The 10,673-nt window shown below is 57.6% G+C and carries 12 protein-coding genes and 2 tRNA genes; 6 read left to right on the top strand and 8 right to left on the bottom strand.

Annotation, left to right across the window (positions count from 1 at the left end; translation table 11 throughout):
- Positions 1 to 215: 215 nt before the first annotated feature.
- Positions 216 to 473, bottom strand: a complete 258-nt coding sequence (locus PSV43_RS09065) for a DUF1232 domain-containing protein (RefSeq protein WP_300195912.1) — start codon at positions 471 to 473, stop codon at positions 216 to 218.
- A gap of 234 nt (positions 474 to 707) precedes the next feature.
- Between PSV43_RS09065 and PSV43_RS09060 the strand changes: the two genes are divergently transcribed.
- Complete coding sequence (locus PSV43_RS09060; protein ID WP_300195909.1) at positions 708 to 1,070, top strand: VOC family protein; 363 nt, start codon at positions 708 to 710, stop codon at positions 1,068 to 1,070.
- 18 nt (positions 1,071 to 1,088) lie between these two features.
- A complete protein-coding gene (locus PSV43_RS09055) occupies positions 1,089 to 1,490 on the top strand; it encodes a hypothetical protein (protein ID WP_300195906.1) in 402 nt (133 codons plus the stop codon).
- A 112-nt stretch (positions 1,491 to 1,602) separates the two neighbouring features.
- Here PSV43_RS09055 and PSV43_RS09050 read toward each other — a convergent pair whose 3' ends face one another.
- Positions 1,603 to 3,303, bottom strand: a complete 1,701-nt coding sequence (locus PSV43_RS09050) for a glutamine--tRNA ligase/YqeY domain fusion protein (RefSeq protein ID WP_300195904.1) — start codon at positions 3,301 to 3,303, stop codon at positions 1,603 to 1,605.
- Between the two features lie 258 nt (positions 3,304 to 3,561).
- Here PSV43_RS09050 and PSV43_RS09045 point away from each other — a divergent pair, with 258 nt between their 5' ends.
- The 3 genes from PSV43_RS09045 to PSV43_RS09035 all read left to right on the top strand — a co-directional run bounded on the left by PSV43_RS09045 (position 3,562) and on the right by PSV43_RS09035 (position 5,121).
- A complete protein-coding gene (locus PSV43_RS09045; protein ID WP_300195901.1) occupies positions 3,562 to 4,872 on the top strand; it encodes a phosphoribosylaminoimidazolesuccinocarboxamide synthase in 1,311 nt (436 codons plus the stop codon).
- Positions 4,873 to 4,964: 92 nt separating this feature from the next.
- Positions 4,965 to 5,039 (top strand) — tRNA-Asn (locus tag PSV43_RS09040).
- Between the two features lie 7 nt (positions 5,040 to 5,046).
- A tRNA-Met gene (locus tag PSV43_RS09035) sits at positions 5,047 to 5,121 on the top strand.
- A gap of 292 nt (positions 5,122 to 5,413) precedes the next feature.
- On the opposite strand, the gene PSV43_RS09030 is transcribed toward PSV43_RS09035, so the two are convergent.
- Positions 5,414 to 6,124 (bottom strand): response regulator transcription factor, encoded by a 711-nt coding sequence (locus tag PSV43_RS09030; RefSeq protein WP_300195898.1) that lies wholly within the window; start codon positions 6,122 to 6,124, stop codon positions 5,414 to 5,416.
- 321 nt (positions 6,125 to 6,445) lie between these two features.
- Here PSV43_RS09030 and PSV43_RS09025 point away from each other — a divergent pair, with 321 nt between their 5' ends.
- On the top strand, positions 6,446 to 7,141 hold the full coding sequence (locus PSV43_RS09025; RefSeq protein ID WP_300195895.1) for a response regulator transcription factor: 696 nt from the start codon (positions 6,446 to 6,448) through the stop codon (positions 7,139 to 7,141).
- Positions 7,142 to 7,303: 162 nt separating this feature from the next.
- Here the strand turns inward: PSV43_RS09025 and PSV43_RS09020 are convergent, their stop codons facing one another.
- From PSV43_RS09020 to PSV43_RS09000, 5 genes are all read right to left on the bottom strand, one after another.
- The gene (locus tag PSV43_RS09020; RefSeq protein WP_300195892.1) at positions 7,304 to 7,576 is read right to left on the bottom strand and encodes a hypothetical protein; all 273 of its coding nucleotides are present in this window, start codon (positions 7,574 to 7,576) and stop codon (positions 7,304 to 7,306) included.
- 139 nt (positions 7,577 to 7,715) lie between these two features.
- Positions 7,716 to 7,883 carry a DUF1328 domain-containing protein gene (locus PSV43_RS09015; protein ID WP_300195889.1) on the bottom strand — a complete coding sequence of 56 codons (168 nt, stop codon included), beginning with the start codon at positions 7,881 to 7,883 and terminating at the stop codon, positions 7,716 to 7,718.
- Between the two features lie 361 nt (positions 7,884 to 8,244).
- A complete protein-coding gene (locus tag PSV43_RS09010; RefSeq protein ID WP_300195886.1) occupies positions 8,245 to 8,532 on the bottom strand; it encodes a hypothetical protein in 288 nt (95 codons plus the stop codon).
- 30 nt (positions 8,533 to 8,562) lie between these two features.
- Entirely contained in the window at positions 8,563 to 8,886 is a 324-nt protein-coding gene (locus tag PSV43_RS09005) for a hypothetical protein (protein WP_300195883.1), read from the bottom strand.
- Between the two features lie 95 nt (positions 8,887 to 8,981).
- On the bottom strand, positions 8,982 to 10,664 hold the full coding sequence (locus tag PSV43_RS09000; protein WP_300195880.1) for a response regulator: 1,683 nt from the start codon (positions 10,662 to 10,664) through the stop codon (positions 8,982 to 8,984).
- Between the last annotated feature and the right edge of the window lie 9 nt (positions 10,665 to 10,673).

The raw sequence follows: 10,673 nt of genomic DNA, 5'->3' as shown, positions 1-10,673 counted from the left end.
CAAGGCGCTGACGCGGAAGCCTCCGGCCCCATAGCCGACGTCGTCATAGGAGCGATACCCAGCGCTTAGAAAGCACTCCCGAGCTTCAGCTCGCTCTGGAAAAAGTAGTCCTGAGCTTCAGCTCGTTCTGGAAGCGCCGCCTCTCCCAGAACCCAGAACGAGCTAAAGCTCATGAGTACTTGGGTGCCGCCGCTAGGACGCTCATCCCAGCCCGCTCACTTCGTCACATCAATGTCATGCGTCTTCGGCTCAGCTTTCTCCTCCGTACCCTTGCGTCGAAGAAAGTGCCCGATATCCAACCCAAAGTAAGCCAGGCAGTTGATCAACAGCGCCGTCGCCGCCGCTTCATCCAGATTGCCAAAGATGGGAATGTTGTCCGGAATGAACTCCGCCACACCGAAACCAACGTTCAGCAGGTAAAGAGCAGACACAATGCCCGAGCAGAGCACGAGAATATCACGGATCAGTTTCATGGGGAAGGGGGACGTTAGGTCAATGTGCCCCCATTTGCACCACCGCGTCAAAACATCCTTGGCCAAAATTTGGAATGGCATGGGACTGACCCGAAGCGAGCAGACGACCCTGCAACCGCCTCCATGGCTGCATTTCGACTATATGAGCATGCAGGATATAACAGCGGACGATAACAACGACGAACAAAATGGTGGAGACGGCCCCACCTCACCTTGACTGTTCAACACTTTAGCATGTTTGCCCCACCGCCCCATTTGAACTTGGTTGTGCTCCGCTCGCCGGACATCGATCGTGCTGCGCAATTTTATCGGCAGATGGGACTGCTGTTGACGCGCCATTCCCACGGCTCGGGTCCAGAGCACTACGCCTCAGAAGTCTCCGGGATGGTGTTTGAGATCTACCCAATGACTCCCAAATCCCTACCGACGACCGGTGCCCGAATTGGATTTCGGGTCGAATCAGTGGATGAGATCGTGACCCTGCTTTCGCAGATCGGTACCGAGATCATCACCGCGCCGACTGATTCTGAGTGGGGACGCCGTGCCGTGGTTAAAGACCTTGATGGGCATGTGGTGGAGTTGGTAACCTCGAATTGATCTTCATGTTCACCTAAAATGGAAACCAACGCCATATCATCAAGCAGCCTCCGTCGCTTTTCCATAGCTCAAGCCATCATCCTGTTTCTCGCGGTGTATTCGATCACGATGTGGTGCCTCATGGAAAGAGTGACTGATTCAGGTGCTCTCTTGGACAGCTGGCGAAACGAGTATGCAGGCGGTGGCAGCATGAGTTTCCGAACCCCCGAAGGCATAGCATTCGTCAATCTGGCCATTCCCTACGGTCTTCTGGTCTATCCGGCGACTGTGATTGCCGCATTTGCGCTCATGGTTGGAGCTTTGAACTCCGGGACCATCTGGCAGCGAATTTACAGATTCGTTCTGAGCGCTGTCATGATCGCCATTCTGATTCGATTCGACTTTCTTGGCGTTGCGAGCTGCTCACTGGGAAGTTTCTGAAGTGATACGGGCACTCGTGCTTGCAACGAATGTCTCTTTTGAATGGCAGGAAGAAAGCAGACCAATCGCTGAGCAACTGGTCTGCGAGAACTTCTGTCACAAAGCAACAGCCCTACTTCTTCACCCACCCATCCTTCAGCGTCACCGTGCGGTTGAAAACTGGCGCGCCAGGCTTCGAATCAATCGGGTCAGCATAGACATAAGCGACGCGTTCGAACTGCCAGTGGCTGCCGGGGGCGGCGTCTTTCAAGCTCGGCTCCAGCTTGGCATTGGTGATCGTTTCACACGAAGCTGGGTTGAGGAACTTCGTGAAATCCCCGTCTTCGCCTGCATCGGCGTCTGGGGTTTCCACGGTGAAAAGGCGGTCGTAGAGGCGCACGGGGGCGTCGATGGCGTGGCGGGCGCTGACCCAGTGGATGATGCCTTTGGGCTTGGTGCGGCCTTCGGGTTTCTTGCCGTGGCGCGTGGCGTCGTCGTAGGTGCAGCGCAGTTCGAGAATGTTCCCCTCGGCGTCTTTGATGACCTCCTGGCAGATGATGCAGAAGGCAAACTTCAGGCGCACTTCGCCGCCGGGCTTGAGGCGGTGGAAGCCGTCGGAGGGGAACTCCATGAAGTCGTCGGACTCGATGTACAGCTCACGGCAGAGCGGCACCTGGCGTGTGCCCGCCTCCGGATCTTCAGGGTGGTTTGGTGCATCGAAGTACTCGACCTGATCTTCAGGGTAGTTCGTGATGACCACCTTGATCGGGCGCAGTACGCCGTAGGCGCGGTGGGAGATCTTGTTGAGGTCTTCGCGGATGGAGTGCTCCAGCAAGGCGATCTCCGTGAGCGAGTTGAACTTGGTCAGCCCGATCGTTTTGCAGAAGCTGCGAATGGCAGAGGCGGTGATTCCACGGCGGCGCATGCCGGAGATGGTGGGCATGCGTGGGTCGTCCCAGCCGTTGACGAGGTCTTCTTTGACGAGGCGGAGCAGCTTGCGCTTGCTCATCACGGTGTAGGTCAGGTTCAGGCGGGCAAATTCGCGCTGATACGGCGCGCCGGGCAGGCCATCGACGTTGTTGATGAGCCACTCATACAGGGGGCGATGGATCTCGAACTCCAGCGTGCAGAGGCTGTGGGTGATGCCTTCCAGCGCATCGCTGAGCGGGTGCGCGTAGTCGTACATCGGGTAGATGCACCACGCATCGCCCGTGCGGTGATGGTGCGCGCGGAGGATGCGGTAGAGCGCCGGATCGCGCATGTGCATGTTGACCGAGGCCATGTCGATCTTGGCCCGCAGGACTTTCTCTCCTTCTTTGAACTCGCCCTGCCGCATGCGGCGGAAGAGATCGAGGTTTTCCTCCACGCTGCGGTCCGCATAGGGACTGCGGGTGCCGGGGGAGGTGAGCGTGCCACGGCTGGCCCGCATCTCCTCCTGCGTCTGGTCATCCACATACGCGAGGCCCTTGGTGATGAGCTGCTCCGCGAATCCGTAGAGCTTTTCGAAGTAGTCGCTGGCGAAGAAGAGGTGGTCGCCCCAGTCGAAGCCGAGCCATTGGACGTCGGCCTTGATGCTGTCCACGTACTCGACTTCTTCCTTGGTCGGGTTCGTGTCGTCAAAGCGCAGGTGGCAGCGCGAATTCGGCGCATTCTCCTGCGCGATGCCGAAGTTCAGGCAGATGCTCTTCGCATGGCCGATGTGCAGGTAGCCATTCGGCTCCGGCGGGAAACGGGTGACGACCTTCCCGTCATTGCGACCTGCGGCGAGATCGGCAGCGATCATTTCACGGATGAAATCGAGGGAGGCGGGAGGAGTGGCGGCGGCTTCGGACATGGAGGGCGGAGTTTCCGCACAAGCAGTGATGAGTCAAGGAGGGGCGTTGAACCACGGAGCCGAACGTAGTGAGACAGACGACCCATAGGGAGCCCGCAGGGCAAGCGCAGCGCAGTCAATACACAGAATACACGGAAAAGACCCGATCTCAAGGATTCTGGCTTCCGGGTATTCCGTGGTCAAAGAATCAATGTTCTGGAATCTGCGACGCTCTCGGCACTTGCGCAGGCGCAGAATCCGTTGTTTTTCCCCGGAACCATGTCCCACCCCGCTCCAGCGCCCACGCATCTCAATCTTTCGAAGCTCGGCGAGCCCGTCTATCGCGGCTCCGTGCAGAATCTCTACGCCGTGCCAGATCATCCGGGCTACGTCGTGTGCGAAACGACGCCTGCAGGCTCCGTCTTTGACGTGGGCTCCATCTTCAACATCGAAGGCAATGACCTGAACCGCGCCATCTTCCGCCACGCCATGTATTCCCGCCTCAGCCAGCCGGAAACCTGGCAGCGGGTGAAGACGGCCATCGAAAACACACCGATGGACCCCGCCTGGCGCAAAGAACTGCTCACCGGCCCCATGGAAACGATGCTGGAGCGTGGCGCGGCGACTCATCATATCGGCATGGTGGATGCTGTGACGGGCGAAATCGTCCGCACAGGCCTCCCGACGAATCCGAGCTGCTACAACGTCGTGCGCCGCTTCCCGGTGATGCACCCACCGCAGCGCAACCTGCTGGGCGCGCATGTCTTTGACTACGCACAGTTCCACCAGAGCGCCACGTACGTGGTGCCTCTGGAATACATCGTGCGCTTTGGTGTGACCAGCGGCTCGTCCATCCTGAAAAAATATGAGAGCCTCAGCGAACCCGCCAAGCGCAGCTACGAGCAGGAACTTGGCCTCTCCAAGCCCATGGGCGTGTGGGAAATGCTGGAGCGGGCCATCTATGACCTCACCAGCAAATACGAGCCCGAAGACCGCGCCGTGAGCAAGCAGGAGGCGCTGATGATGTCCGGCCTCAGCAGCGATGACTTCCTGCACACCGTCAAGCTGGCCATCCTCGGCGGCTGGGCCGTGCGGGAGCTTCTGGAAAGCGCCGGCCTGCTCCTGTGGGACCTGAAATGGGAATTTGCCGTGGATCGCGAAGAGCTGCTCTTCGTCGATACCATCGACGCCGACTCCTTCCGTGGCACCACCTTCCTTGAAGTGGAAGGCCGCAAGCTGGTCATTCATTACAACAAGCAGGCCATGCGCGACTACTACCGCCTCGTGCACCCGGACTGGTATGCCGGCATCAATGAGGCCAAGACGCAGGCGCAGAAGGTCGGCAAGCCCTTCAAACAGGTGCTCAAGTCTGGGCAGGCCGACGGCAAATGGCCGGAGACCCCGGTAGTGGACCTGGAGTTCCTCGATTTGCAGGCCCGCAAGACCGCCCTCATCCGTCAGCACGTCGCCTCAGAGCGTGGTGCGGCAGAGATTCGCGCCGATTTGGAAGCCACAGGCGTGGCCGAAGTCGAGTTCTACCGCCAGCGCGGATTATTGGGGGATCTGCTCAAGGCAAACGCCGTTGGTTAAAAACTATTCAAATTCAGTGTCAAAAAAGCTTGCGTGATGGATGGGAACGTTTATCCATCTCGCCCCCTTCCTCGGAAGCGGGAAAAAGTGATTCCTGAGTAGCTCAGCGGTAGAGCGGGTGGCTGTTAACCACTAGGTCGTAGGTTCGAACCCTACCTCAGGAGCCATTGCAATGGCAGAGTAGCTCAGGGGTAGAGCAGAGGACTCATAAGCCTTTGGTCGGGAGTTCAAATCTCCCCTCTGCCACCACGTTGGAACCCGACGCGGTTGGCTTGCCAAAAGGGTTGGATTAACGTGAGAACGTGGCTAAGAAAATGCCCAATCACGTGAGATGGCGTCCAAATTCCATGTTTATACTGCAATGCCGGGGCAGGGGCGTGATCGAATGATGCTGGACCGAGATCATGGGCGGGTGGTCAACCGCAAGCGCCTCCAGCGAATGCGTCGGACGGACACTCAAGGCCATCTGCAGCAAGCCGCCGCGCATCAATCCATGCCTGTTCCTTTGAGCGGAAGAGCCGTTTGCACAAGTGTAGCTCTGCTACAGGCTCTCCTGGCTGTTGACCCACTCGACGGCAGTACGGATCAATTCAGGAGCTGTTTGGACATTGAGTTTCTCCTTAATGTGAGAGCGATGGGTTTCCACCGTCTTGACGCTGAGGAAAAGAGTCTCGGCAATTTCACGCGTGGTGCGGCCTTCCCCGAGGGCGCGGAATATTTCGAGTTCGCGGTCACTGAGTTGTTCCACGGCCGAGGTGCCGGTTTGGGACGCACGGCCATTGAGAAAAGTGTCGAGAAGCCGGCCGCCGATGGCCTCGCTGAGATAGAGGTCACCGCTGAGTACGCGTCGGATTGCCTCGATGACTTTTTCAGATGACTCGGCTTTCATGATGTATCCCCTGGCGCCCGCACGCAGTGCGCGCTCCGCGTAGAGGTTTTCGTCATGTGAGGAAAGCATCAGGGCGCGCATCGCAGGATGTTGGGCTCGGATGGTTTTGATCAGTTCAATGCCGTTGGTGCCTTGGATGGAAATGTCCACAATGAGCATGTCCGGCTTGAGCGCTTCCACGGAAGACAGGGCTTGTGCCGCCGAGCAGACGTGCCCGCATACATGGAGGTCCGGCTGACTGTTGATGAGCTGGGTGATGCCGTCGCGGAAGATGGGATGATCGTCCACGATCAATACGCGATGTTTCATCTCTTTGGCAGGAGACTCCTTCTTTACAGGTTCGCTGGTGGATGCTTTAGCCATGAGATCTGGGATCAGTTGGTAAAGGGTAGGAAACAGCCACTACTCGGGGGGGGCAAGCGCATTTTACTGCTGAACGACATGAGGGGAGGCTTCTTGCCACGAGCTTGCCCGCAGCGAGATCCTGCAGGGCAGAGGGTAGGGGGGGATTCAAAGCCTGTCCCGAGTGATGGTGAGCATCAAGGCGGTCGCTCATTTCGACCAAATAGAGACGGCCAGATGCGCTGTCAGTTACGAAGAATCTGAAATGAGTGATTCATGCATGATCTTTGTTCCCCGCTGTTGTGGCACGAGCGTCAGTAGGGCTCTGCTGACTGGGAAAACATGAGCGCACACACACTACCTATTTCTGGTTCTCCTGCGAACGTGCTCGGCAAGCGCCTGTTGGTGGTGGACGATCACCCCGTTTTCCGTCACGGAATCTGTCAGTATTTGAGTCAGTTTAGCGACGTTTCGATCTGTGGAGAGGCGTCAAATGCGCAGCAGGCGCTGGAAGCCATGAGGCTGCACAAGCCCGAGTTGGCGCTCCTCGACGTCTCCATGCCTGGCACGAATGGGATTGAGCTTATCAAGCACATGCTCGCCGAGGAGCCAGCACTCGCTATCCTCGTCATCTCCATGCACGATGAATCGCTCTACGCCTTGCGTGCTTTGCGGGCTGGAGCCAAGGGCTATGTGAGGAAACAGCAGGCAATAGAAAATATCATGGAGGCGCTGAGGAAAGTGATTGGCGGCGGAATTTACGTCAGCCTGCCATTCACCGAAAAATTGATTTTCAAGGCCATCCAGGGCAGCGAAGGAGACCTGGGGTCGCCCGTTGACAAGCTCTCCGACCGTGAACTCGAAGTGCTGCAACTGTTCGGACGCGGCAAGACCACAAGAGAGATTGCGGACTCATTGCATCTAAGTGTCAAAACCATCGAAACACATCGGATGCACATCAAAGAAAAGCTCGGTTTTAAAGAAGCAGATGAATTGATGAAATTTGCCGCCGAATGGGTTGAGGTGGCGGACCATTAACATGGGGCTTCCCCTGCAAAACCATGCAACTCGGCAAATTTCGCTATGCTGATCCGGGCAAGCAGGGTGACTCGGCTGGCCCATTACGCCGCTGAACTCCTGTCGCAAAGGTGACGGAGCGAACCTTGGAATTTCTCCAAAGGAAATTGGAACAGGCGGGACTCAGAATGGTCGGAGGCCGCCATTGAGCATGCCATACCTGAGTGCCGAAGAGTCCGTGGATCTTACGCTCAGGTTCACCGGGACTGTCAGGTCCATCGTGTCATCGATATAGAGGTGGATGGACAGCAATCCCATTCCTGTGCTGGTGCTAAAACTGTCATCCGCAAGAACCGAGACGATCATGCCTGACAGGCATAGCAAATCAAAGGAAGCAACCACACCACCTGAGGCTTCACTGTTATGAGTGAAACCGACAAAGGCTGACACTGCCAAGGATGGGGGAGGGCCGAGTGTCATAGGGGTGTGGAAAAAGAAGGTTTGTGACTGCCCAGCAGGCTGTCGAAGTTCCGAGTCGTCATCGCGTGATGCACGCGAACAGGTTGTCTTACAGGGAGGGCGCTTGCTGCTTGGGTCACACTGCAGGCGGACGGCGACCTGATATAAAGGACACAAGAAACAAGATCAGAAACAAGACGAAACAAACATGGGCGATTGATGCGGAAGCACCGGCAACGCCGCTGAAACCAAGGGCACCCGCGATGAGTGCGATGATGAGAAATGTGACTGTGTAGGATAACATAAAGTGGCTTTCTGTTTCTTATAATTCGCATGACGTGCATACAACGGATGTACGCGTTGATCGCACTTGCAGAGTCTTTATGGACGCGGCTTCGAAACTCACCTGGCGTCATTCCGTTTCATGACCAAGGGTAGCGCGCCGTCATGGAACAGACGGTGTTTGAAAAATGAAACCCGTCATGAGTTTCACTTCGCTAATTTAGCCCGTCCAAGTCTCTGGATGTGGGCGTGCGGCAAGAGCGGTTCTATGGGCGCAGAGGCGGATATCAAAGTCATCCGCGCAGCCTCCAAAACGCTCCCTTATTTGACGGTCAGCTACACAATAGCGCCAAGAGACGTAGGGGGCCATACTGCGCCCCAGATCAATTCCTCTTTTTCAAAACCACTTTTGAAATGCCGTAGAACAAGGCTGCGGGCTTGAGCAAAGGCAGAGCAACTCGGACGATGCCTCCCAGCAAACGTGTCACTGGGAGGGTTCGCAGCACATACCCTGTCGCCAACGCATAGACCAGCGCCTCTTCAGGATGGTCATGCGAGTAAGCGAGTGTCTGGTCGATCACCTGCTTTGTCTTTGTTCGTGCCTGAGCGAGGTCATCGTCAATGACCGTGAGCGGGGATGCCGCCTTGGTGTGACTGGAGACCGAGATCACAGAAGTGGGCTTTAGACTTGGATTTCGCGATCAGTCAAGGTTCAGCTTTCGGCCCAAACGTGAGAAAAACCGGTGGATGATATCTGACGCGTCGTCCCGCTGTTCATGCGCGAGGGACCAGGCAGCGAGTGCTCCTACGAGAACTCCAGCGCCGAACACTCCCAGCATGGAGGTGCCCGGATGGTCGCGCAAATAGCGCTCGCCTGAATGCAGCACCTCGCCGGCTTTCTCTTTGGTATGGCTCCAGGCCTGGCCGGCTTCTTTGGCAATTTCTTGCTCCGTGGCGTTCTCCCAAGCGCTGACTGCTTTGTCTGAGAGATTTTCGGGGTCATCCAGCATGGTGGGATTGTTCATGGTATGGGGGGAAGGGTTCTTGGAATCATTCGCATCCAACGGGGACAACGGTTGTATCCTTCACCCGTGGGTGACTTACGGGGGGCGAACGGAAGTTATTCAGCCTGGCTGCCCGCAAGGCGTGCAATCGCGTGTTGCAAGGCGGAAAACTCGACCGGCTTGGTCAGGTGTTCAGAGAATCCGGCCTGCTGGCTGCGTTCGACATCGTCGTCCATCCCAAAGCCGCTCATGGCAATGGCAGGCGGGCGTTTGCCATGGAGTGCATGGAGCTGCTCCAGCAATTCGGTGCCACGGCCGTCGGGCAGTCCGATGTCTGAAATGAGCAGGTCAAACTCGTATTCCCGTGCGACTTCCAGGCATTCGGCAATGCAGGCCGCTGTGCGCACGGTGTAGCCCCGCCGCGTGAGGAGTCGTGTCAGTGTGACCAAGGTGTCCGGGTGATCTTCCACCACCAGCAACCGCAAACCTTGGGGGGGAGTGATCTCATGCTTTGAGGCTCCGTTCGGATGCTCGTCAGGCGCGGCGGCGGGCAGGCGGACGATGAATTTTGCGCCGCGATTTTGTCCCTCGCTATGCGCGGCTATCCCGCCGCTGTGCATCTGTACCAGCGCCTTGCAGATGGCGAGTCCGAGACCCAGACCTGCCTGCGTCCGCCGTCCGCCCTGCTCAAATGCATCAAAGATGCGGTCGAGCTTGTCGGACACGATGCCCATGCCCTGATCCGCGAATTCGATATGGATGCTGCCGCCAGGATCGGAGGCGAAGGTGATCATTTCGACGGTGCTGTCTTCCGGGCTGAACTTCGCGGCGTTGGTCAGGAGATTCCAGAACACCTGCTGCAAGCGGGCGAAGTCCCCGCGCACGTATGGATCTGTTGCCTCCAGCTTTTCCACCACCCGGATTCGTCTTGCTGCGAGTTCTGGCTGGCAGATTTTCACGGCTTGCCGCAGCGCTTCATGAACATCGACGGGCTGCAGTTCGAGGCGCAGCTTGCCGTTGCGGATGCGCGCGAGATCGAGCAGGTCGTCAATCAGCCGCGCTTCGAGCCGCACATTGCGCTGGATGATGTCGATGTGTTCGCGGATAGCTGGCGGACATTCGATCTCCTGCAGCAACGTGACCGCATGGACGATGGGTGAAAGGGGCGTGCGCAGCTCGTGGGAGAGCATTGCTAGAAAGCGGTCCTTGGCGGCATTGGCCTCCTCTGCCTCAGCCTGCGCCGATTCCGCGCGAATGCGGCGCTCGCGTTCCTCGGCCTCACGAACCAGCGACTCATTGCGTGCGGCCAGTTCCATATTGGCAATGCGCAGGGCCTCTTCCGCCGTCTGCCGGGTGCTGTTCATCTCGGCCAGGGCACGAGTCTTTGCGAACAGATCAACAAAGACGTTCACTTTGGATCGCAGCACGGCGGGATTTACCGGCTTGGTCAGGTAGTCAACCGCGCCGACGTCATAGCCGAGCACGGCATGCTCATCCTCGCGGTAATGCGCGGTGAGAAAGATGATCGGAATGTGCTGGGTGCGTTTGCGCATTTTGATCATCTTCGCCAGATCGATCCCGCTCATGTCGGGCATCTGCACATCGAGTACGATGACTGCGAAATCACCGTTCATCAGCGCCATCAGCGCCTCGGCTCCAGTCTGCGCTTTGCTGAGCCTGTAGCTGGCTCCATTGAGCACGCTCTCGATCGCTAGGAGGTTCCTGGAGTCATCGTCAACGACCAGCACCGTGGGTTGGTCCTGCGGTGTCATTTCGTGAATGGGGAGATCTAGGGACATGGTGGCGCG

It is taken from the genome of Prosthecobacter sp. (assembly GCF_029946185.1).
GTDB lineage: Bacteria > Verrucomicrobiota > Verrucomicrobiia > Verrucomicrobiales > Verrucomicrobiaceae > Prosthecobacter.
Note: the sequence above shows the minus strand (reverse complement) of the source record. Positions and strands in the feature narration are given on the sequence as shown.